Annotated in this window: 20 protein-coding genes; 5 read left to right on the top strand and 15 right to left on the bottom strand. The window is 73.2% G+C overall.

Annotated features, from left to right (window positions below; translation table 11 throughout):
• Positions 1-2 precede the first annotated feature (2 nt).
• From ACLJPY_RS28245 to ACLJPY_RS28215, 7 genes are all read right to left on the bottom strand, one after another.
• Positions 3-809 (bottom strand): ABC transporter permease subunit, encoded by an 807-nt coding sequence (locus tag ACLJPY_RS28245; protein WP_410592918.1) that lies wholly within the window; start codon positions 807-809, stop codon positions 3-5.
• Positions 806-1,774: an ABC transporter substrate-binding protein gene (locus ACLJPY_RS28240; RefSeq protein WP_410592917.1), complete on the bottom strand. Its 969-nt coding sequence runs from the start codon at positions 1,772-1,774 to the stop codon at positions 806-808. The genes ACLJPY_RS28245 and ACLJPY_RS28240 overlap by 4 nt, the downstream gene beginning before the upstream one ends.
• Positions 1,775-1,876: 102 nt before the next feature.
• Entirely contained in the window at positions 1,877-2,602 is a 726-nt protein-coding gene (locus ACLJPY_RS28235) for a DsbA family protein (protein ID WP_410592916.1), read from the bottom strand.
• A 3-nt stretch (positions 2,603-2,605) separates the two neighbouring features.
• Positions 2,606-3,034 (bottom strand): cupin domain-containing protein, encoded by a 429-nt coding sequence (locus tag ACLJPY_RS28230; protein ID WP_410592915.1) that lies wholly within the window; start codon positions 3,032-3,034, stop codon positions 2,606-2,608.
• 11 nt (positions 3,035-3,045) lie between these two features.
• Entirely contained in the window at positions 3,046-3,468 is a 423-nt protein-coding gene (locus ACLJPY_RS28225; RefSeq protein WP_410592914.1) for an RrF2 family transcriptional regulator, read from the bottom strand.
• An 8-nt stretch (positions 3,469-3,476) separates the two neighbouring features.
• A complete protein-coding gene (locus ACLJPY_RS28220; protein ID WP_410592913.1) occupies positions 3,477-4,139 on the bottom strand; it encodes an alpha/beta hydrolase in 663 nt (220 codons plus the stop codon).
• On the bottom strand, positions 4,136-5,245 hold the full coding sequence (locus ACLJPY_RS28215) for an LLM class flavin-dependent oxidoreductase (protein ID WP_410592912.1): 1,110 nt from the start codon (positions 5,243-5,245) through the stop codon (positions 4,136-4,138). The genes ACLJPY_RS28220 and ACLJPY_RS28215 overlap by 4 nt, the downstream gene beginning before the upstream one ends.
• 163 nt (positions 5,246-5,408) lie before the next feature.
• Here ACLJPY_RS28215 and ACLJPY_RS28210 point away from each other — a divergent pair, with 163 nt between their 5' ends.
• Positions 5,409-6,545: an acyl-CoA dehydrogenase family protein gene (locus tag ACLJPY_RS28210; RefSeq protein WP_410592911.1), complete on the top strand. Its 1,137-nt coding sequence runs from the start codon at positions 5,409-5,411 to the stop codon at positions 6,543-6,545.
• Positions 6,542-7,102: an AAA family ATPase gene (locus tag ACLJPY_RS28205; protein WP_410592910.1), complete on the top strand. Its 561-nt coding sequence runs from the start codon at positions 6,542-6,544 to the stop codon at positions 7,100-7,102. The genes ACLJPY_RS28210 and ACLJPY_RS28205 overlap by 4 nt, the downstream gene beginning before the upstream one ends.
• Here ACLJPY_RS28205 and ACLJPY_RS28200 read toward each other — a convergent pair.
• The 4 genes from ACLJPY_RS28200 to ACLJPY_RS28185 form a co-directional block, all read right to left on the bottom strand.
• Entirely contained in the window at positions 7,038-8,153 is a 1,116-nt protein-coding gene (locus tag ACLJPY_RS28200) for an LLM class flavin-dependent oxidoreductase (RefSeq protein WP_410592909.1), read from the bottom strand. The two genes, ACLJPY_RS28205 and ACLJPY_RS28200, sit on opposite strands and share 65 nt — an antisense overlap.
• A 38-nt stretch (positions 8,154-8,191) precedes the next feature.
• A complete protein-coding gene (locus tag ACLJPY_RS28195) occupies positions 8,192-8,683 on the bottom strand; it encodes a winged helix-turn-helix domain-containing protein (protein WP_410592908.1) in 492 nt (163 codons plus the stop codon).
• 131 nt (positions 8,684-8,814) lie between these two features.
• Positions 8,815-9,324 carry a hypothetical protein gene (locus ACLJPY_RS28190; protein WP_410593074.1) on the bottom strand — a complete coding sequence of 170 codons (510 nt, stop codon included), beginning with the start codon at positions 9,322-9,324 and terminating at the stop codon, positions 8,815-8,817.
• A 252-nt stretch (positions 9,325-9,576) separates the two neighbouring features.
• On the bottom strand, positions 9,577-11,496 hold the full coding sequence (locus tag ACLJPY_RS28185; protein WP_410592907.1) for a putative Ig domain-containing protein: 1,920 nt from the start codon (positions 11,494-11,496) through the stop codon (positions 9,577-9,579).
• A 343-nt stretch (positions 11,497-11,839) separates the two neighbouring features.
• Here ACLJPY_RS28185 and ACLJPY_RS28180 point away from each other — a divergent pair, with 343 nt between their 5' ends.
• Positions 11,840-12,835 carry a permease gene (locus ACLJPY_RS28180; protein ID WP_410592906.1) on the top strand — a complete coding sequence of 332 codons (996 nt, stop codon included), beginning with the start codon at positions 11,840-11,842 and terminating at the stop codon, positions 12,833-12,835.
• Positions 12,832-13,521 carry a TIGR03943 family putative permease subunit gene (locus ACLJPY_RS28175; protein ID WP_410592905.1) on the top strand — a complete coding sequence of 230 codons (690 nt, stop codon included), beginning with the start codon at positions 12,832-12,834 and terminating at the stop codon, positions 13,519-13,521. The genes ACLJPY_RS28180 and ACLJPY_RS28175 overlap by 4 nt, the downstream gene beginning before the upstream one ends.
• A 12-nt stretch (positions 13,522-13,533) precedes the next feature.
• Here the strand turns inward: ACLJPY_RS28175 and ACLJPY_RS28170 are convergent, their stop codons facing one another.
• A complete protein-coding gene (locus ACLJPY_RS28170) occupies positions 13,534-14,532 on the bottom strand; it encodes an ABC transporter substrate-binding protein (protein ID WP_410592904.1) in 999 nt (332 codons plus the stop codon).
• A gap of 724 nt (positions 14,533-15,256) precedes the next feature.
• Here ACLJPY_RS28170 and ACLJPY_RS28165 point away from each other — a divergent pair.
• Positions 15,257-18,088: a helix-turn-helix transcriptional regulator gene (locus ACLJPY_RS28165; protein WP_410592903.1), complete on the top strand. Its 2,832-nt coding sequence runs from the start codon at positions 15,257-15,259 to the stop codon at positions 18,086-18,088.
• Positions 18,089-18,120: 32 nt separating this feature from the next.
• Here the strand turns inward: ACLJPY_RS28165 and ACLJPY_RS28160 are convergent, their stop codons facing one another.
• The 3 genes from ACLJPY_RS28160 to ACLJPY_RS28150 all read right to left on the bottom strand — a co-directional run bounded on the left by ACLJPY_RS28160 (position 18,121) and on the right by ACLJPY_RS28150 (position 20,803).
• Positions 18,121-19,263 carry an MFS transporter gene (locus ACLJPY_RS28160; RefSeq protein ID WP_410592902.1) on the bottom strand — a complete coding sequence of 381 codons (1,143 nt, stop codon included), beginning with the start codon at positions 19,261-19,263 and terminating at the stop codon, positions 18,121-18,123.
• Between the two features lie 273 nt (positions 19,264-19,536).
• Positions 19,537-20,175 (bottom strand): hypothetical protein, encoded by a 639-nt coding sequence (locus ACLJPY_RS28155; RefSeq protein WP_410592901.1) that lies wholly within the window; start codon positions 20,173-20,175, stop codon positions 19,537-19,539.
• 13 nt (positions 20,176-20,188) lie between these two features.
• Entirely contained in the window at positions 20,189-20,803 is a 615-nt protein-coding gene (locus ACLJPY_RS28150; protein ID WP_410592900.1) for a TetR/AcrR family transcriptional regulator, read from the bottom strand.
• Between the last annotated feature and the right edge of the window lie 23 nt (positions 20,804-20,826).

The following is a 20,826-nucleotide window of genomic DNA, read 5'->3' as shown; positions in this document are numbered from 1 at the left end:
GGTCAGGCGGTCAGGCGGGCGTAGGTGGGGTGCCAGCGCAGCAGGCGGCGTTCGAGCAGGCGGGTGACGAGGTCGCAGAGGATCCCGATCACGGCGTAGATGAGCACGACGAGCACGATCACGTCGGTCTGCAGGAATTCGCGGGCGTTGGTGGCCATGAACCCGAGTCCCGCGTCGGCGCCGAGGGTCTCGGCGATGACCAGGGCGAGCCAGGCCGCCGTCAGGGACAGCCGCAGGCCGCCGAGGATCGAGGGCAGCGCACCCGGCAGCACGACCCAGCGGATCTGCGCGGCCCGGCCGAGGCCGGCGACGTCGGTCATCTCCAGCAGCTTCGGGTCGATCTGGCGGATGCCGAGCACGGTGGTCAGGTAGAGCGGGACGGCGGTGCCGAGCGCGATCAGGAAGATCTTCCCGGCCTCGCCGATCCCGAACCAGACGATGACCAGCGGCAGGATGGCCAGGAACGGCACCGCGCGGACCATCTGGATGCTGCGGTCCAGCAGCGCTTCGGCCACTTTGGACAGTCCGACGAGCAGGCCGAGCGCGAGGCCGAGGCTCGCGCCGATGGCGAACCCGGTGGCCGAGCGCTGGACGCTGGCCACCAGGTTCGCGGGCAGCTCGCCGTCGGCGATCAGGTCGCCGGCCTTGGCCAGCACGCTGCTCGGGGCCGGCAGCACCTGTTTCGGCAGGAGCCCGGTCCGCGCGAGCAGTTCCCACAGCGCCAGCACGGCGAGCGGCGTCAGCCAGGACACGGCCCGGTGGGGGAACCGGACCGCGGTGGCGGCGGGCCGGTCGAGGACGCGCGTCATCGGGGATCGAGCCCGGAGTCGATGTATTCGGTCAGCTTCTTCCCGCCGGGGAACAGGCCCTGCTGCACCCACGTGTCGTAGGTCTTCTGCAGCTGGGCGGCCAGCGCGGCGTCGACCGGGATGCGCTGGTAGTTCGTCTCGTCCGGGCGGACCTGCGCGGCGATGGCGAGTGACTGGTGGGCGAACCCCGCGTACCACTTGTCGAAGGCGTCGGGGTTGGCCTTCGACCAGGCGTAGCTCTTGTCGACGCGGCTCGCGAAGTCCTGGATCGCCGTCCGCTTGCGCGGGTCGCCCAGTGCCTTGTCGGTGGCCGAGAGGACGTTGAGGCCGGAGTTGATGCCCGCACCGTCGGACAGCACCCGTGCACCCAGTTCGCCGCGGGCGCGGGCGGCGTAGACGCTCCAGGTGGCCCAGGCGTCGATGTTGCCGGTCGAGAAGGCACCGTTCGCTTCGGCGGGGGCGAGGAAGTTCAGCGTGACGTCCTTGTCGGTCAGCCCGGCCTGCTTGAGCGCGCCGATCACCAGGAAGTGCGCGACGCTGCCGCGCGTGGTGGGGGAGATGCGCTTGCCCTTGAGGTCGGCGACCGTCCGGGCGGGACTGTCCTTCGGCACGAGGAGGTAGGTGCCCTTGCCGCCGTTGGTCCAGGCCGCGGCGACCTTGATCTTGGAACCGCCGGCGATCGCGGTGACGGTCGGGGAGTCGTTGGCGCCGCCGATGTCGACCGCGTCCGCGCGCAGGGCCTCGTGCAGGTTGACCGCCGCGGCGAACTGCGACCACTCGATCCGGTACGGCAGGTTGTCCAGCAGCCCGGCGGCCTTGAGCCGGGACTGCGTGGCACCGGTCTGGTCACCCACGCGCAGCACCACTTCGCCGGAAGCGTCCGATGTGGACGTTCCGCACGCGGTGAGCGTGGTGAGGCCGAGCAGGGCGGCCACGAGCAGGGCGAGCCGGGGTTTCGAGGGCATGCGGAACTCCCCAATGCGGTGTCGGGCCGCGGAGATTCGGGTTGCGGGGCCGGGCCAATCAGTCACCGGCATGTGTCTATTTTCCCCGGTGACCCGGGAGAGTCAACGCTCGCGGCCGGGTTCCCACGAGCCGGGAACGGCTCCACAGTGGACCGTCGCGGCCCGCGCGGCGTCGAGGTATTCGCGCAGCGGCCGCCAGCCGGGCACGACGAACCGGCCGCCGGGACCGGTGAAGGTCACCGTCGGCAGGGCGTAGCGGACGTGGTGTTCGAGGTGTTTCGCGCGGCCGCTGTGCGGTCCGGGCGCGGTGATGTCGAGGACTTCCGGACACGGGTTGCGCGTCTCGCGCCAGTCGTCGCGGACGGCTCGGCGGACCTCGTCGCTCGCCATCGCCGTCCGCAAGGCGGCGACGTCGAGGCCCGGCACGTCCTCGACGGCGGCGAGCACGCGCTCGGTGTCGTCGGCCGGGGTGCCGTGCACGAACGTCGTCTCCCGCAGGCGCGTCAGGACGAGGTCGGCTACGGCTTCCCCTTGGGCCTCGGCGGCTTTCGCCGCCAGCGACGCCGGCCAGCTCGACTTCGCCACCCAGGCCAGGTGCGGCGGTTTCGGGGCGCCGGTGTGCTCGGTGACGCCGTCGATGAACTTCGCGTACCAGGCCGCTTCGGCGGCGGGGTCCGGCGCCGGGTCCTCGTCGTCGTCGAAGAGGATGCCGAACACCCGGCGCCACCGGGCGTCGGGAAGTTCCGCACGCAGCCGGCGGAACTTCGGCTCCGACCCCCACGCCCACGGGCAGGCGGGATCGGTGTACTCGACGACTTCGAGCGGCACGCCTCAGTCCTCGGGCACGTCGACCGGGGACCAGAGACTCGGCAGGTTGACGACGATGCCTTCCTGGCTGCTGCGGGCGATGATCACGACCGCTTCTTCGTCGGTCGGGTTCTCTTCGCGGTGCGGCACGTACGGCGGCACGAAGATGTAGTCGCCCGGCCCGGTTTCGATCCGGACTTCTTCCTCGCCGTCGGCGAAGACGAACACCGGGTGGCCGGACTTGACGTAGATCGCCGTCTCGGCCTCCCCGTGGTGGTGGTCGCCCGAGTTGGTCACCGGTGCGACGTGCGTCTCGCCCATCCAGACCTTCGACGACCCGACGGTCTTGCCGGAGATCGCCTCCAGCCGCGTCATCCCGGTCGTCTGGTTGGTGTCGCCGGTGAGGTCGGCGCCGCGGATGTGCCGCAGGGGCTGGTGCCAGAGGTCGCTCACGGGGAGTCCTTTCAGGTGGCGACGCGGGCGGGCGCCGCGCCGGCGAGCAGGTCGGCGATGGTCGTGGCGCGCAGCAGCGCGTCCAGCCCGGCTTCGACGCCGGACCAGAAGGGGGCCATCCCGGCGGCCGTGCCGTGGTAGGACAGCGCCGGGCGGGGCTCGCCGCGGACGGAGAGGAACTCGCCGTCGACCGCGGCCACCGCGTCCCGCACGGTCACCTCGCCCGCCGCTCTGGCCAGCCAGTAGCCGCCTTCGCAGCCGCGCTGGCTGCGGACCAGCCCGGCCTGGCGCAGGTCCCGGATGACCGCCTTGATGAACCGGGCCGGGATGTCCTGGGTGGAGGCGACGGCTTCGCAGGTGATCGGCCGCGAGGTGTCCGCGGCGAGCTCCAGCAGCACCCTGATCGCGTAGTCCGCCCTGGCCGAGATGCGCATGCCCGCCATCATCCCCGGACCAGGAGCGGCCCGCGCGTCCCGGCCCGCAGCCACTCCAGGAACTGGACGACCTCGGCGGCGACGCTGCGGTGGGTGACGTCGTTGAGCACGTCGTGCCGGCCGCCGTCGACCAGCACGAACTCACCCGCCGGGAGCATTTCGGCGAAGGCGCGCGCGGCTTTCGGGTCGGCGATCGGGTCGGCGCTGCCGTGCAGCACGAGCACTGGCGCGGCCGGCAGCACCGCCGGGATGTCGGCGGGCTCGGCGAGCAGGGCGCCGCGCCGCAGCCGGGGGTCGCCCTCGAGCAGCTCGCGGTGCACCGGGCACGCCGTCCGCGCGTCGAGTTCCCCGGCCCAGGAGCGGTCGGCGGAGTGGTCGGCCGACAGGGGCAGGCCGGCCGCGACGACGGCGTGCACCGGCAGTTCCGCGGCGAGGGTGAGCGCGCTGACGGCACCGGTGTCGCTGCCGGCCAGCACCACGGGGACGTGGCCGCCCCGCAGTTCACCGGCGACCTCGTCCGCCGAGGCCACGGCGACGACCCGGTAGCCGTCGAAGGCCAGCCGGGTGCCGAGCCGCGCGTAGAGCGCGGGGTGCTCACCCCGGCCCGGCAGCAGCACGACCGTGCCCCGCACGGGCACGCCGCCGGCCGGGGCCCAGCGGGCGCGGGTCATACGGCGGCCGCCGTGGCCGGCTGCCGCTCGCGGCGGGCCAGCTCGGACCGGACCAGCGGCAGCAGGTGCCTGCCGTAGTCGATCGCGTCGTCGAGCGGGTCGTAGCCGCGGATCAGCAGCGTGGTGACGCCGATGTCGACGTAGTCCAGCAGCGCCTCGGCCACCGTTTCGGGGGTGCCGACCAGCGCGGTGGAGTTGCCCGCGGCACCGGTCGCCGTGGCCAGCGGTGTCCACAGTGCACGGTCGTGGCGGTCGGCCTTCGCCGCCGCGGCCAGCAGCCGGACGCTGCCTGCGTTGGTGGGCGGCCCGCCGTCACGCCATTCGCGTGCCGCCTTCGCGGCGCCGGACGCGGTGATCGTGTCGAGGATCCGCCCGGCCCGTTCCCAGGCCAGTTCCTCGGTGGCGCCCAGGATCGGCCGGAAGGACACGCTGATGCGGGGCGGGGTGAGCCGTCCGGCCGCGCGGGCCGCCGCCCGGACGGACGCGATCTGCTCCGCGGTCTCCTTCAGCGGTTCGCCCCAGAGCGCGAACACGTCGGCGTGCTTGCCGCCGACCCGGTAGGCCGCTTCCGAAGAACCGCCGAAGTACAGCGGGATCCGCGGGTTCTGCAGCGGCCGCACCTGCGGCGTGTAGTCGTCGAGCCGGTAGTGCTTGCCGTGGTGGGAAAACGCGGACCCGGACGTCCAGGCGCGCTTGAGGATGTCCAGGTACTCGTCGGTGCGCTCGTAGCGTTCGTCCTTGGGCAGGTAGTCGCCGTCGCGGGCCTGCTCGACGTCGCTGCCGCCGGTGATGGTGTGCACCGCGACGCGCCCGCCGCTGAAGTGGTCGAGGGTGGCGAACGCCCGGGCCGCCAGCGTCGGGGCGACGAACCCGGGGCGGTGGGCGACGAGCAGGCCGAGGCGCTCGGTGTGGGCGGCCGCGTAGGCGGCGACCTGCTGGCCCTCCGGCCACCCGGCGCCGTAGCCGATGAGCACGCGGTCGAAGCCGCCGTCTTCGTGCGCCCGGGCGAACCGGCGGACGTAGGCGGGGTCGACGACCGGTCCCCGGGCGGGCCGGGTTTCGCTCGCGTCCCGGGTGCCGATCATGCCGACGAACTCGACGGGCATCTGCTTTCCTTTCGCCGCAAGAAGATCGCCTCGCCAGGGAACGGCACCCGGGGCGGGCCTGTCAATTGGGCAGCCGCGGGTGTCCATTTGGTGGACGCGGCTGGCTCCCGGCGATCCGGGCGGCTTATGGTCTCGCCGCAACCGACCCCCTCCGGAGGAATTCGTGACCGCGAGCGTCGCCACCGTGCCGCAGCCGGACCTGACCGCGTTGCCGTCGATCGTCGCCGGGCTGGCCGCGCGGGCCGAAGAGCACGACCGCGAAGCGACGTTCCCGCACGAGGGCGTCGAACTCCTGCACGGCGCCGGGCTGCTGACCACGACCGTGCACCCGCGTTACGGCGGCCCGGGCGCCGGGGTGCTCGACACCGCGCGCCTGCTTTCCGAGCTGGGGCGCGGCGATCCGTCGGTCGCGCTGGTCACCGCGATGACGCTGTTCGTCCACGCCGCCCAGGGCGCCGAGCCGTCCTGGCCGGACGAGCTCTACCGGGCGGTGCTCGCGGAGTCCGCCGAGCGGCCGGTGCTGATCAACGCCCTGCGCGTCGAGCCGGAGCTCGGCTCGCCGACCCGGGGCGGCCTGCCCGCCACCGTCGCCCGCCGCAGCGCCGAGGGCTGGCGCCTGTCCGGCCGCAAGCTCTACTCGACCGGGTCGGTGGGGTTGCGCTGGATGATCGTCTGGGCCCGCACCGACGAACCCGGGCCGCGCGTGGGCGGCTTCCTCGTCCGCGCCGACGCGCCCGGCATCGCGATCGAGCCGACCTGGGACCACCTCGGCCTGCGGGCCAGTGCCAGCCACGACGTCGTGTTCACCGACGTGCCGGCGGAAGCGACCACCGGACTGTCCACACCGGACACCCAGCGGGCGCCGGTCCTGACCTTCCCGTTGGCGCTGCCCGCGATCTACCTCGGCGTCGCGCGCAACGCGCTCGACTGGCTCACCGGGTTCCTCCGCGACCGCGTCCCGAGCGGGCTCGGCAAGCCACTGGCCACCCTGCCGCGGTTCCGGACCGGGGTCGGCGAGATCGCCGCGCGGATCACCGGAGCGGAGGAGATCCTGTTCGGGATCGCCCGCCGGGCCGACGAGGGCGACCCGGCCGCGGCGGCGCGCGCGGGGGTGGCGAAGGTGCTCGCGACGCGGCTGCTCATCGAGGCGGTCGAGCAGGCCGTCGCGCTCGCCGGCAACCCGGGACTGACCCGGGCCAACCCGCTGCAGCGGCACTACCGGGACGTCCTGTGCAGCCGGGTGCACACCCCGCAGGACGACGCCGTGCTCACCGGCCTCGGCCGCTCGATACTGGGGTGAAACCCCACTCCGGCGCCCTGGTCGTGCTCGGCGGCCTGCCGGGCACCGGCAAGACCACCGTGGGCCGCCCGCTCGCCCGCGCGCTCGGGGCGGCCTGGCTGCGGATCGACACGATCGAGCAGGCCCTCGCCGGCTCGGGCGAGCTCTCCGCGCCGCCGCGAGCCGCCGGGTACGTTGCCGGCTACGCGCTGGCCCGCGACCAGCTCGCCAACGGCGTCGACGTCGTCGCCGAGTGCGTCAACCCGCTGAAGCTCACCCGGGACGCCTGGCGCGCGACCGGCCCCCGGGTCCTCGAGGTCGAGCTCGTCTGCTCGGATCCGGAAGCCCACCGGGCCCGCGTCGAGGGCCGGGCGGCCGACATCCCCGGCCTGGTGCTGCCGACGTGGCGGGAGGTCGTCGAGCGGGTGTACGAGCCGTGGGATCGCGACCACCTGGTCATCGACACCGCCGTGGTGAGCGCGGCCGGGTGCGTCGGCTTGATCCTGGCGCGGCTCAGCGGAACCAGTGCCCGGCGAGGAGCTCGTAGGACCGCACGCGGTCGGCGTGGTCGTGGGTGATGGTCGTGACGACCAGCTCGTCCGCGCCGGTCGCTTCCCGCAGCTGCCGCAGCCGGGCGGCCACCGTGGCGGGAGAGCCGGTGAACTGCGTGTCGACGCGGTCGGCGACCAGAGCGCGGTCCTCGTCGCTCCACCGGTGGGCGGCGGCCTCTTCCGGGGTGGGGAACGGGATCGCGCCCTCGGCGCGGCGGATGCTGCGGACCCACAGGGCGTAGCCCGCCGCCAGCCGCCGCGCGGTGGCGTCGTCTTCGGCGACGACCACGTCGGCCGACACCGCGACGTACGGCCGGGGTAGCTCGTCCGAGGGGTGGAAAGCCGCCCGGTAGGCGTCGACGGCTTCGAGGACGGTGGCCGGGCTGACGTGGTAGTTGGCGGCGAAGCGCAGTGAGTTGCGTCCGGCGACCGACGCGCTCTGCCCGCCGCTGCTGCCCAGGATCCACACCTGCGGCCGGGCCCCCTCGCCGGGCACGGCGTGGGCGTCGAGCCCGTCGGCGGAGCGGTAGGTGCCGCGCAGGAGGGCGAGGATGTCGTCGACCTGCTCGGCGTAGCCGGGCGGCTCGGCACCGGGTTGCTGCAGCAGGCCGAAGGTCAGGCCGAGGCGGGGCGAGCGCGCGAGGCTGCTGAAGTCCGGTTTCGGCGGGATGAGCAGCCCGTTGGTGGCTTGGGCGGCCGCGGCCCGCGGAGCCGCGGCGGCGTACTCGCGGACGAGCTGTTTGCCGCTGCGACCGAGCCCCAGGTCGAGCCGCCCGGGGTGGAGGGCGTCGATGAGGCCGAACTCTTCGACGGTGGCCAGCGGGGTGCGGTGGGCGAGCTGGACACCCGCGGAGCCGAGCCGGATGCGTTCGGTGGCGCCGGCCACGAGGGCGATGAGCACCGGCGGGGACGCGCCCGCGACGCCGGGGTTGAGGTGGTGCTCGGCGAACCAGTAGCGGTGGTAGCCGAACCGTTCGGCGTGCCGGGCGAGGTCGACGGTGTTGCGCACGGCTTCGGCCACGCCGGAGCCCGAGCCGACCGGAACGAGGTCGAGCACCGAGAGCGGGACTTCGGGCATGGCGGTCCTTCCGGATGTCCGATGTGGACGGACGGGGCTCAGGCGAGGACGACCGGGGCGGAGCTCTCGAAGCGGTACCCGACGCCGCGGACGGTGGTGATCGGGTCCAGGTGCGGCTCGAGCTTGGCCCGCAGCTTCCGGACGTGGACGTCGACCGTGCGGTCGGTCCCGTCGGGCCGCGGCCAGAGTGCCCGCTTAAGGTGAGCGCGGGTGAAGACCCGGTCGGGGTGGCGCCGGAGGAAGTGCAGCAGGTCGAACTCCAGCCGGGTCAGCGTGAGCGGGCGGCCCAGCAGCAGCACGCGCCGCGACTGCGTCTCGATGCGCACGAGCGGATCCGAGACGAGCCTCAGGTGCGGTCCCGGTTCGGCGGCGGGGAGCCGGGCGGGCGGGGGCACGACCTCGACCGCCGCCAGCCCGTCCAGCGCGGCGGTCAGCCGGGCGGCGACGAGCGCGGCGTCACCGTGGCGACCGGTCAGGTCGATCCGGAGGTGCACCTCGGCGGTCGGGTATCGGTTCGGCAGGAACGTCATGGCCGTGATTCTGGGCGCCCGGCGGCCGCGAAGAGAAATCCGCCCGGTTCGCGGAACGACTTGACGGCGCACCGGCTCGCGTGGGTCACGCCTCGGGCGGGGACCGGCCCCGCCCGAGGCGGGCTGCGGGCTCAGCCGATCCCGAGCACGGACTCGGCGGTGGTCCAGTCCTCGAGCATGGCGCCCTGTGCGGCGGCCAGGGTGACTTGCCCGGCGCAGACGGCCCGCTTGACCGCGTTCTCGACGGAGTCCTTGCTGGCGGAGTTCTCGGCACCGGCGTGCGGCTCCGGCCAGAGGTTGCGCGGGTCCTTCGGGGCGCCACCGAGCTCGAGCGGGAGGAAGTGGTCCTCCTCGTAGTCGGACAGGCTCGTGTCCGCGTAGCCGTAGTCGACGATGCCCTGCTTCTTCAGGCCGTTGGTGTAGCTGGTGGACGGGCGGATCGTCGCGGTCCAGCCCGAGACGCAGATCGTCGAGCCGATGGTCGCCTGGGTGACGTCCGGGTTCTTCGCGCCCGGCGTGCAGGCGGGGTCGGGCAGCGGCAGGTCGGCCTGCGAGCACACCGCGGTGGTCGTCACGGCGGTGGTCGTCGCGGCGTGGGCGGGGGTGTCGAGCAGGCCGAGGGAAGCGGTCAAGACGGCCACCGTGGCACAGGCACGGAAAACGGGACGGCGCATCGGATTTCCTTCACGTGGGGGGACCGGAATGCGGCCACCACCTTGCGCGCGCAAGGCGGCCGCACGGTGACGGTGAAGAAGCCACGAGATGGCGGGGCCACGGCTGAACCGTTGGCGGGCAACGGTTTCCGCCCCGCCGTCCGGAACGTCCCGACCTTCGTCGGGTCCGCTCCGGGTGGGGGAAGGCCGCCTCGCGGACGGCCTTCCCCCACCCAGCGGTCAGCTCACCGTCAGCGCGGTGTCGTCCAGGCAGAAGGACGTCTGCAGCGACGAGTCCTCGGTGCCGGTGAAGGTCAGCGTCACCGTCTGGCCGGCGAACGCCGATACGTCGACTGTGCGCTGCTGGTAGCCGGTGACGTGGTCGAGGTTGGAGTACGTCGCCAGCGTCGTCGAGCCGGCCTTGACCGTCAGCTTGTCGTACTGCGTCGTGGTCGTGGTCTCGGCCGTGTCGACGTGCAGGTAGTAGCTGAGCGTCGCGTGGCACCCGGCCGGGATCGTCACCGCCTGCGACAGCGTGTCGGTGTGCGTGGACCCGTAGCCGTCGAGGTAGGCGAGGTAGCTGCCGGAGTGCGGGGTCTCGCCGCCGGTCGCCGTGGTGAGCACGCCGCTGGTCGCCGTCCAGGCCGCCGAGCCGCTCTCGAAGCCGGGGTTGGCCAGCTTCTGGCCCGCGCAACCGCCACCGGGGGAGGTGATGGTCCACGAGAACGTCGTGCTGCCGGTGGCGCCGGACGAATCCTTCGCGGTGGCGGTCACCGAGTACGTCCCCGCCGTGGACGGCGTGCCCGAGATCAGGCCGGACGCGCTGATCGCGAGGCCGGCGGGCAGGCCGGTGGCGGTCCAGGTGTACCCGCCGCTGCCGCCGGACGCGGACAGCTGCAGGCTCACCGCCGTGCCCGTGACGCCGCTCTGGCTGCCCGGGTTGGCCGCGGTGACCCCGCCGGACGTCGTGCCCGCGGTGAACGCGGCGGTGCCGTTCGGGGTGCCGAGCCCGGTCGGGCCGTCCCAGCCGGCGCCCGCCCGGCACTGCACCGACGTCGAGCAGCTGCCGTTGCTGCCGGAGGTGACGTCGTTGAGGTTCGCGGCGTGGGCGTACGGGTAGGCGGCGGGTGTATCGGAAGCGCCGGGGGTGCCGGCGAGCGCGTAGACCGAGGCGATGATCGGCGACGACGCACTGGTGCCGCCGTAGACGGCCCAGCCGCTGCCGCCGTAGGTCTGGTAGACGGCCACGCCGGTCTGCGGGTCGGCGACCGCGGAGACATCGGCGTTGGCGCGCTTGGCGCACCCGGTCGTCACGTTCTGGAACGCCGGCTTGGCCACGCCGGCCGAGCAGCCGCTGCCGGCCCCGCTCCACGCCGTTTCGGTCCAGCCGCGGGTGCCGCCGCCCTGGGTCAGCGAGGTGCCGCCGACCGCGGTGACGTACTGCGAAGACGCCGGGTAGCTGATGCCGTAGCCGTTGTCGCCGGTGCTCGCCGTGATCGCGACGCCGGGGTGGTGGAAGTACGCCGAGTCGGAGCTGACCTCGCTCCCGTCTTCGCTGCCGCCGTAGCTGTTGGAGACGTACTTGGCGCCCAGCGAAACGGCGGTGTTCACCGCGGTCCCGAGGTCGGCCATGCTCGCCTGGTTCGCCTCGACGAGCAGGATGCGGCAGTTGGGGCAGATCGCCGAGACCATGTCCACGTCGAGGGAGATTTCGCCGGCCCACCCGCTGTCCGCGGCCGGGAGCGGGCTGGCCTGCCCGTTCTCGTTCACCTTCTTGAAGCAGCCGTTCGCCGTGGTGCACGCGGGCAGCCCGTAGGTCGACCGGTAGGTGGCGAGGTCGGCCTCGGCGTTCGGGTCGTCGTTGGAGTCCACAATGGCCACGGTCGCCGACGCGCTGCCGCTGCCGGTGAGGTTGTACGCGGAGCGCAGCCCGGAGGGCCCGAACCCGCTCGGCAGGGCGTTCGGGGCGAGCGCGGCGCGCATGGTGTCGGTCTGGCGCTCGGCGAAACACGTGGCCATGCCGGGCTTTGCGGTCGGGGCGCAGACGCGCGCGGTCGGGTGGAGCGCGGCCGGGCCGGCGGGGAGGGCGGCGGCGGGCAGGGCGGGGGCGGTCAAGGCCAAGGCCGCGAAACCGGCTACGGCGAGAACTCTTCGGCGCATGGATCACTCCTGGGGAGAAGCTGCTGCGAAGTGGCGGGTCCCATGGGTGTCCTGTTTATACAATCCGTCTTCGGCCGTCGGCCCGTTTTCGGGACGGGCAAAGCAATTGGTGCCGGGCACGCGTCGGTCGGTTGCGCCGAATGGCCCGCGGACCAACCGGCCAGGGCGTCCCGTTCACCCCCGATCGGGACGAATCGGCGCGCCGGGCCGTCCGACTTTCGTCGGGAACCGGCCGCGACTTTCGTCGGGCCGGCCGCGCCCGCCCCCGGCGGCGGTGAACCGGACGGGCCCGCGACCCGTGTGGACCGACGGGTGCGGAGCGGAAGCACGGGAGGTCATCCGAATGACTGCTGTCGAGGAAAGCCGCCGCGATCGGGACGGACGAGCGGGCTGGAACGTCGATCCCGTCCTCGTGCTGACCTTGGTCCTGTTGGCCGGGTTCCTGGTCCAAGGCCCGGTTCGGCGGCTGTTGTCCGCTCCGGTCATGCAGAGCTGGATGACGGTGTTCGTGGCGGTGGTCGTGCAGGCCCTGCCGTTCCTGGTCATCGGCGTCCTGCTCTCGGCCGCGCTCGCGGTCTTCGTGCCGCCGGCGTTCTTCGCCAGGGTGCTGCCGGACCGGCCGTCGCTGGCGGTGCCGGTCGCCGGGCTGGCCGGGGCGGTCCTGCCCGGCTGCGAATGCGCGTCGGTGCCCGTGGCCGGCGCCCTGGTGCGCGGCGGCGTGGCCCCCTCGGCCGCGGTGGCGTTCCTGCTGTCGGCGCCGGCGATCAACCCGGTGGTGCTGACGGCGACGGCGGTGGCGTTCCCGGGGCAGCCGGGGATGGTCGTCGCCCGGTTCACCGCGAGCCTGGCGGCGGCGTGCGCGATGGGCTGGCTGTGGCAGCGGCTCGGCCGTCCCGGTTGGCTGCGGCCGCGGGCACACGGGCACGGCGACGGCGGCACCGGGGGAGCGGCGTTCTGGGGTTCGGTGCGCCACGACGTCCTGCACGCGGGCGGGTTCCTCGTCGGCGGCGCGATGGCGGCCGCGACCCTCAAGGCCCTGGTGCCCGCGTCCTGGCTGCAGGCCGCGGCCGGGCACCCGGTGCCGGCCGTCCTGGCGCTGTCGGTCCTCGCGGTGCTGTTGTCGATCTGCTCGGAGGCCGACGCGTTCGTCGCCTCGTCGCTGACGCAGTTCTCGGCGACGGCCCGGCTGGCGTTCCTGGTCGTCGGCCCGATGATCGACCTGAAGCTGTTCGGCATGCAGGCCGCCACGTTCGGCCGCGGGTTCGCGCTGCGGTTCGCGCCGGTGACGTTCGCCGTGGCCGTGGCGGCCGCGGTGGTGACCGGGGCGGTGCTGCGGTGAACCGGACCGCGCAGGCAATCCTGCTGTTCCTCGTCGGCGGTGTCCTCCTCCACGCCGGCGTGACCGGCCTGTACCTGCGGTACGTCAAGGCGGGCCTGCGTCCGCTGGTGCTGGCGGCCGGCGTGGTGCTGGTGCTCGCGGCCGTCGCGACGGTCCGGTACGCGCGGCGCCCGCCGGACGGGCACCCCGCCCCGCGGGTGTCGTGGCTGCTGGTGCTGCCGGTGTTCGCGCTGGTCCTCGCCGCACCACCGGCCTTGGGTTCCTACAGCGCGATGCGGGCCGGCACGGCCGTGACGGCGCCGCGGATCCTCACCCCGCTCCCGGACGGAAACCCCGTCCGGCTGACGGTCATCGACTACGCCGACCGCGCGGTGTACGACCACGGCCGGTCGCTGGCCGGCCGGACCGTCACGCTCACCGGCTTCGTGGCGTTCGACCACGCCGGCGCGCCCTACCTGGTCCGCATGCTCCTGAACTGCTGCGCGGCCGACGCCCAGCCGGTGAAGGTCGGCCTGACCGGCCGCGTCCCGGCGGTGCTGCCGCCGGATTCGTGGCTCGAGGTCACCGGCGGCTACCGCACCGAGCGGGCCACGGATCCGGTCAACGGCGGCACGATCCCGTTCTTGGAAGTCGCCCGGGCCCGGCCCGTGGCGCCGCCGGCCGACCCCTACGAAAGCCTCGGCTAGGAGCGCCCGCGGTCACCGGCCCGCCTGCGGCCCGATCATCGAGTTCACGTCGATCGGCTTCGGGATAGCGCCGAGCTGCAGCAGCAGGTCCGGAACCCGTTGCAGGCGGCGGGAATCCAGGATCGAGCCGTAGCCCGGCAGGGTGAGCAGCTTGGCGGTGTCCTCGTCGATCTTCGCGAAGCGCACCAGCAGCGGCTCGACCTTGGCGCGGTCGAACGTGGCGTCGTGGGTGGCCTTCTGCATCGCGCGCTGGAACGCGGCCAGGGTCTTCGGGTTCTCCTGCACCCACTTGCGCGTCGCGCCGTAGCCGGTCAGCGGGAAGTCCTGGGTCGCGCCGGTGTTGATGTCGATCACCGGGATCGCGCCGGCCGTCTTCGCGGCCTGCGTGATGTACGGTTCCGGCAGGTAGGCGGCGTCGGCTTGGCCCTGCTGCAGCGCCGCGGCGATGTCGGGCAGCGGGATCAGCACCCATTTCACCTTGCCGAAATCGACGTTGTGGTCCTGCATGACCGAACGGGTGAGAAGATCCGAAGCGGTGTTCTTGGCCGTGATGGCGATCTTCGCGGTGGCCAGGTCGTAGATTGTTTTCACCGGCGAATTCGGGACCGTGACGATCGCATTGGACTTCGCGTTGACCGAGGTCGCGTCGGCGACCAGCTGCATATCGGCGGCGCCGGTGCTCCGCGCGGTGAAGAACGGCGGGTAGGTCGAGAACGCGATGTCGGCGTCGCCCGAGATCGACTTCGCCAGCGAGGCCTGGCCGCTGGCGGCGATGACGGACTCGACGGTCAGGCCCTCGGCCTGGAAGTAGCCTTCGTCCTGGGCCAGCCAGAACGGCGCCAGGTCCGTGGTGGGCAGGATCGAAACTTTGAGCGTGGTCTTCTCCAGTCCGCCGCCCGGTGCGGCGTGGGTGCCGGTGGCGCCGAGTGCGCCGCAACCGGTTACGACCGTGACGACCGCGAGCGCGAGCGCGGCGCGAACACGGGCACTGCCTCTGACTATTCCGAACAAGGTCTGCTCCTCGAAGGAGATGACAGTTGATGTACCGGCTCCGCGGAAGGTGGGTGATTCACTTCCCGGCGTCAGGCGGGCCACTGTAGGGACCGCGCCGGGGCATTGACAATGCGTGATGGCGTCCGATCCGGGATTTCACCAGAATGGCCGCACGAATACTTGATCTACGCTCTTGCCCGTGGCCGGTGGCCACGCCACTCGGCGTGATGCTCCCCGGCGGTGCGGACGTGGTGCGAAAAACGTGGCGCCCGGGCACCCGGCGAGGCGGAAAACCGTGGATCGGCGGAAAAATGCGGTGGCGGCTAACCGGCGTGTTCGCGGTCGTGAATTCGCCTCCGCCGCAGGTGACGCGCATATTGTCTGCGACCGCAGGTATTGCCCGCGGCGCGTCGAAATCGTCGATGCCCCCAGTGGGGCTACGCAGCGTAATCGCCGTCGGAGCGGCGCTGCAGCCGGGGATGCGGGGCCGATGGCCTGTGTGGCAAGGCATTCGCCGGGCCGCGGCCCGGCCGGGCCCGGGTTGTCCGGACCTCTGCTGACCGGCGCAAAGGCGGCCGTTGATCCACCGGAGCCGGCCGGGGAAATCACGTTCGGATCACAAATCGGCGCTTTTGCGGAAGGGGAGGTTTCAACGAAGCGAACTGCTGGTCGCGGCCGCGCGTTCCGCTCTGTCGAAGTGCACCTCTTGTTGGGCAACAGGTTTTACTCTTAAAATCGTCGTGTGCGACCGCTTACGGACGGTACTGAGCTGCTGGTCGGCCGGGACGGCGAGCTGTCCCGGCTGGTCGCGTGGATCCGTGACGTCGCCGCGGGCCGGGGCCGCGCCGTGCTGGTGGACGGCGAGCCGGGGATCGGCAAGTCCGCACTGGTCCGGTCGGCCTGCGCGGCCGCCACCGACGCCGGCTGCCAGGTGTTCTGGGGAGCGGGCGACGAACTCGGGCAGGCGCTGCCGCTGCTGCCGCTCCTGGACGCACTGGAGATCACGCCGGTCACCGAAGACCCGCGCCGTGACGCCGTTTCGCAGCTGCTGGGCGGCGGTGCCGTCGCGGGCAAGGGCGCCGACCTCGCCGCCGCGGCCGCCGAACAGCTGATCGCCCTGGTGGACCAGCTCTGCCTGGACGGCCCGGTCGTGCTGGTCGTCGACGAGCTGCAATGGGCCGACAGCACGACGGTGGCGGTGTGGAGCAGGCTCGCGCGTTCGGTCCGGCAGCTGCCGTTGCTGCTGATCGGCGTGCTGCGGCCGGTGCCGCGCCGCGACGACCTGCGCTCGCTCTTCCGGATCGTCCGCCCGGCCGAACGGCTGCGGCTGGGCCGGCTCGCCGAACCGGCGGTGCTGGAGCTGGTGGCCGCGCTGGCCGGCGGCAAACCCGGGGCGCGGCTGGAGGAGCTGGCCGCCGGCGCGGCCGGGAACCCGCTGTACCTCACGGAGCTGGTCGACGCGCTGACCCGCAGTTCCTGCCTGGAGGTCGATCCCGCGGGCATCGCGGAGCTGACCGGTGCGGCCACGCCGGATTCCCTGCCGGAGGCGATCGCGGACCGGCTGGGTTTCCTCACCGAACCGGCGCGGGGTGTGCTGCGCACGGCGGCGCTGCTCGGTGTCGGCTTCTCGGTCGCGGACCTGGTGACCGTGACGAACTCTTCGTTCGCCGAGCTGCTGCCCGCCCTCGACGAGGCCCGCGCCGCCGGCGTGCTGGTGGCGGCGGGCGACGACCTCGAGTTCCGGCACCCGTTGATCCGCACGGCGTTGTACGACGAAATGCCGACGGCGGTCCGGATCGCCTGGCACCAGTCCGCCGCGCTGGCGCTGGCCGAGGCGAACGCCCCGGTCGAGCGGGTGGCGCGGCAGCTGCTGCCCATGGTGTCCACAACGGACAGTCGCGTGCCGGTGCCGCCCTGGGCCGTGCGGTGGCTGCTCGACGTGGCCATGCCGTTGATCGGCCAGGCACCGGTGGTCGCCGTCGCGCTGCTGAGACGGGCGGTGCGGGACGCGCCGCTCGACGACGCGGTGACCGGGGCGCTGGCCTGCCGGCTGGCCGACGCGTACTACCGGGTGGGCAACGTGGGCCAGGCCGAGCGGATCGCCTGCCGCGCCCTCGACCGCGTCCGCGACCCCGACGTGCGCGTCGACCTGCACACCACGATCGTCCAGAGCCGCGGGGCGACCGGCCGCGCCGCGGAGTCCTTGCCGGCGCTCAACGAAGCGCTGAACCAGCCGGGCCTGCACGCCCGGCACCGGGCGAGGTTGCTGGTGCTGATCGCGCGGATCCGGCGTTTCCTCGGCGAAGTCGACTCCGCGGGCCGGGCCGCTTCCGCGGCGCTGGCCGAGCTGGGCTCGAATGAAGACCGCTGGGCGACCGGCTGGGCGTTGCACGTGCTGAGCCAGGGCGCGATGGCCCGTGGCGAGTGGGCCGCCGCGCTGCCGCTGTTCGAGCGCGCGATGGCCGTCGTGCGGGGCGACCCGACGCTGATCGACCTCACCCTGCTGCTGCGCATCAACCAGTCGGTCACCTACGGCGCGCTCGACCGCTACGCCGACGCGCTGACCGCCGCCGGGCAGGCGCGCGAACTGGCCGAGCGCACCGGCAGCGTGGCCCGCCTGACCCAGGTCCAGAGCGCGATCGGGCAGCTGATGCTGGGCGCCGGGCGGTGGGACGACGCGCTCGCCGAAGTCGACGTCGTCGCGGACGACCGCAAGGACCCGAGCGTGGTGTGCTGCGACCACGGCGTCGCGGCGATCATCCACTTCCACCGCGACGAGACGGCCGCCGCCCACCGCCACCTCGACGTCGCCGCCCGGCATTCCGAACGCGCCGGCGACGAGGTCGTGGAATCGCTGGTCCGCGCGCGGAGTCTCGCGTTCGAGCACGCCGGGGCACCGGACCAGGCGCTCGCCGTGCTGACGGCCGTGCCGGCCGGCGAAGACGCGGGGGAGGAGCTGCTGGGCGACGCCGTCCGGCTCGCGATGGCGATCGGAGCCGTGTCGACCGCGGCCGAAATCGAGGCGCGGGCGCGCGGGATCGCCGCCGAATCCGCCGTGCCGCACCGCCGCGCGCTGGCCCTGTACTGCCGGGGCCTGCTCGAGCGGGACGCGGAGGTGCTGCTGCGTGCCGCCGACGGCTACCGCGACGCGGGCCGGCCCCTGTCCCGGGCCAAGGCCCTGGAAGCGGCCGCGGTCGCCTTCGCCGAGGCGCAGCCGGATGACCGCGGCTCGGCGCGGGCCGCGTTCACCCACGCGATCGACCTCTACGCGGCGCTGGACGCGCAGTGGGACGTGGCGAGGCTGCGCGCCCTGTTCCGGACGTTCGGCATCCGGCGCGGTCCGACGGTGAAGCACCGCCAGGCCACCCACGGCTGGGAGAGCCTGACGCCGACGGAGACCAAGATCGCCGGTCTCGTGGTGGAAGGCCTGTCGAACCCGCAGATCGCGGGGCGCCTCTACCTGTCGCCACGCACGGTGGGCACGCACGTCTCGCACATCCTGACCAAGCTGGGCGTGCACTCGCGCATCGACATCGCCCGGGAAGCGGCGCGCCACCAGTCGGCTTCGGGCTGACGCCGTCCCGGGCGGTTCGCGCCCGCCGCGCGTCACACCCCCAGCTCCGGCACTTCGCCGTGGGGCCGCACGGTCACCGGCGCTCGCGGTGCCTTGGCCGGGCGCGCCACCACGATGTGCCCGCTGCCGATCTGCCCGAGCAGCACCACGAGCACGAGCAGCAGCGGCACCCGCCAGGTCCCGGTGCCCGTGTGCAGCCAGCCGCAGACCAGCACCCCGAAGCCGGCGATGACGTACCCCACGCCCTGGACCACCGCGGACAGCGACACCGAACTGTCCTTGCTGCGCAGGGAGATCGTCGTCAGGGCGAACGCGAGCGCGCCCATGCCCATGCCGGTGGCCGCCGCCCACAGCCAGGGCGCCGCCGCGGGCGCGAAGAGCAGCCCGGTGACGCCGATGACGTTGGGGGTGGCGAGCAGGACGACGAGCAGGGTCTGGTTGCGCCAGCGGCGGGTCCAGCCCGGCACCAGCCACATCATCGGCAGCCCCATGGCCATCGACAACGCCAGGCAGATCCCCGCCGTCGTCGAGGGGACCCCGGCGCTGCGCAGGATGCCGGGCAGCCAGCCCATGACCAGGAACGTCACCGTCGAAATCAGTCCGAAGTGGATGGTCAGCGCGGACGCCCGGACGGTCCCGGGCGCGGCCCGCGGCGACAAGAACTCGCCCGGCGTCCGCTGCCACACCTGCTGCGCCACCAGCGCCGTGGTCGCCCACACGCCGAGGGCGACCCGCCACGACGAGGACATGACCGCCGTCGGCGTGACCAGCGCGCCCGCCGTGCTGCCGACCCCGAGCCCGAAGGTGAAGGCGGCGGACCCCTGGGCCAGCAGCGGCAGCATGGTGCCGAGGACGGCGATGGACAGGCACGCGAGCGCCGTCCCGACCAGCAGCAGCACCGAACCCCCGAGAACGCGCCCGGCCAGCGACAGCACCAGCCCGACGAGGGCCACGGTGACGGTCCGGTGCGTCCCTATCCGGCTGCACAGCCACGGCGTCGCCCAGCCGCCGAGCCCGATCGCCCACAGGGGCAGGGCGACGAGCACCGCGGCGACGAGACCACCGGCGACGGAGATGTCCGGCAGGGCCGCCCCCAGGCTCGTGACGGCCGGACGCAGGTTCAAGGCGAGAACGAAGATCACCAGGGTCGAGACGGTGGTGGTGGCACGCGACATCGCTCCTCCTCGTCGGCGAGGCCGGAGCGGCAAACTCCGTAGAGCAATGTTTCTCGGACGGGCCCACCGCAGACATCCGTCACCTGACGGATGAACGAACTCCGTTGTGCCTCAACGATTGTGGCGGTTTCGGCGGCGTCTGCGAATGGGCGTGCATCGGCACGGCCGGACGCTCCGGCGGGGAAATCCGCCGGTTTTGGTCACGGTCCGTGGTGGGCGAGTCCCGGTCGGGGCGGAATCCGCCCGGGCGGCCCAGCGGGGACGGCGGTGTCGTCACTGCGGGGCACGGTGCGGTCTTCGCGGTGCCAGGACGAGGATCCCGTCGGTGTCGAAGGCGCGGAAGCCGGCGAACGGCACCGGCGGTGGCAGCTCGGGGTGCCGCTGGGCGACGTCGGGCCGCAGCACCAGCAGCTCCGGCGTCACCGTCACCCGGCTGGGGCCGCCGGTCACGATGTCGTCGAGGTCGGTTTCGCGCGAGGGTCCCCACCGGTCGACGACCAGCCCGACGGCGGACAGCCCGGTGGCCCGGAACTCGGCCAGCAGCGGGCGGATCACCGTGTTCTGCCCGGTGCGCGCGATGGGGCCGCCGAAGCCGTCGAGGTCGTAGTCCTCGACGACCACGTCGGGGCCCACCCGGCTCAGGGTGCAGACGACGTCGGCGTCCTCGTCGTCGCGCATCCAGTACTGGAAGGTGAACTGCGCGTCCGTCAGCCCGGCCATGGCGGCGAGCAGCTCGTCGCGATCCAGCTCGACCTGCTCGCCCATCGTCTCCCAGACCCCGCTGAGCGCGGTGATCCGGCCGGTGCGGGGGTGCTCGAGGACCATCCCGGCCGCCGCCAGCGAGTCCACCCGCCGCCGCACCTGCTGCGGTGACCAGCCCCGCCGGTACAGCCGCACGAATCCGTCGGTCACTCCTCGCCCGCGGTCAGGCGACCAGACGGGGGAACAGCTCCCGCACACCCCGCCGCAGATCGGCCAGCGCCGTGTCTTCGCCCGCCAGGTGGCGCAGCAGGGCCTGCTGGAACAGCCCGTCGAACAGCGCGTACGCGTCCGCTGCGGAGCACGTCGGCTCGGTGCCTGCGAGACCGGCGTAGGCGCTGACGTTCCGCCAGATCATGTCCTGCAGGCTGGCGTCGATCTCGGCGACGTCGTCGCGGAACGCCGGCTCGAACAGGGACTGCGTGCGCAGGTCGTACCACATCCGGTGCATCAGGGGGGCCTCGCCGAGTGCGGCCGCCAGGCCGTCCGCGCACGCCGCCGCCAGCTCCTGTGCGGTTTCCGCCGAGCCGACGCCGCCTTCGTAGCGCTGCACGCAAGCCGCCTTGTAGCGGCGGACGCAGTAGGTGATCAGCTCGACCTTGTCGGCGAAGTAGTAGTGCAGCAGACCGTGGGAGAACTTCGTGTGCTCCGCGATCGTGCGCAGGCTCGTGCGGGCGTAGCCGAGGTCGGCCAGCGCCACGAGCGCCGCGTCGGCCAGCTCGCGGCGGCGGTCCTCGAACTTGTCGGCCGGGGTCCGGCGCCTCACGGCGGGTGCGCTCACCGGCCGAAGATACCACCGCGCGG

This window comes from Amycolatopsis sp. lyj-23 (assembly GCF_046549135.1).
Lineage (GTDB): Bacteria > Actinomycetota > Actinomycetes > Mycobacteriales > Pseudonocardiaceae > Amycolatopsis.
Note: the sequence above shows the minus strand (reverse complement) of the source record. Positions and strands in the feature narration are given on the sequence as shown.

What these genes read in the sequence shown, in the direction of transcription:
- ACLJPY_RS28245 (WP_410592918.1), bottom strand. Translation starts at nt 809, where the DNA reads ATGACGCGCGTCCTCGACCGGCCCGCCGCCACCGCGGTCCGGTTCCCC.
- ACLJPY_RS28240 (WP_410592917.1), bottom strand. Translation starts at nt 1,774, where the DNA reads ATGCCCTCGAAACCCCGGCTCGCCCTGCTCGTGGCCGCCCTGCTCGGC.
- ACLJPY_RS28225 (WP_410592914.1), bottom strand. Translation starts at nt 3,468, where the DNA reads ATGCGCATCTCGGCCAGGGCGGACTACGCGATCAGGGTGCTGCTGGAG.
- ACLJPY_RS28220 (WP_410592913.1), bottom strand. Translation starts at nt 4,139, where the DNA reads ATGACCCGCGCCCGCTGGGCCCCGGCCGGCGGCGTGCCCGTGCGGGGC.
- ACLJPY_RS28215 (WP_410592912.1), bottom strand. Translation starts at nt 5,245, where the DNA reads ATGCCCGTCGAGTTCGTCGGCATGATCGGCACCCGGGACGCGAGCGAA.
- ACLJPY_RS28200 (WP_410592909.1), bottom strand. Translation starts at nt 8,153, where the DNA reads ATGCCCGAAGTCCCGCTCTCGGTGCTCGACCTCGTTCCGGTCGGCTCG.
- ACLJPY_RS28195 (WP_410592908.1), bottom strand. Translation starts at nt 8,683, where the DNA reads ATGACGTTCCTGCCGAACCGATACCCGACCGCCGAGGTGCACCTCCGG.
- ACLJPY_RS28185 (WP_410592907.1), bottom strand. Translation starts at nt 11,496, where the DNA reads ATGCGCCGAAGAGTTCTCGCCGTAGCCGGTTTCGCGGCCTTGGCCTTG.
- ACLJPY_RS28180 (WP_410592906.1), top strand. Translation starts at nt 11,840, where the DNA reads ATGACTGCTGTCGAGGAAAGCCGCCGCGATCGGGACGGACGAGCGGGC.
- ACLJPY_RS28160 (WP_410592902.1), bottom strand. Translation starts at nt 19,263, where the DNA reads ATGTCGCGTGCCACCACCACCGTCTCGACCCTGGTGATCTTCGTTCTC.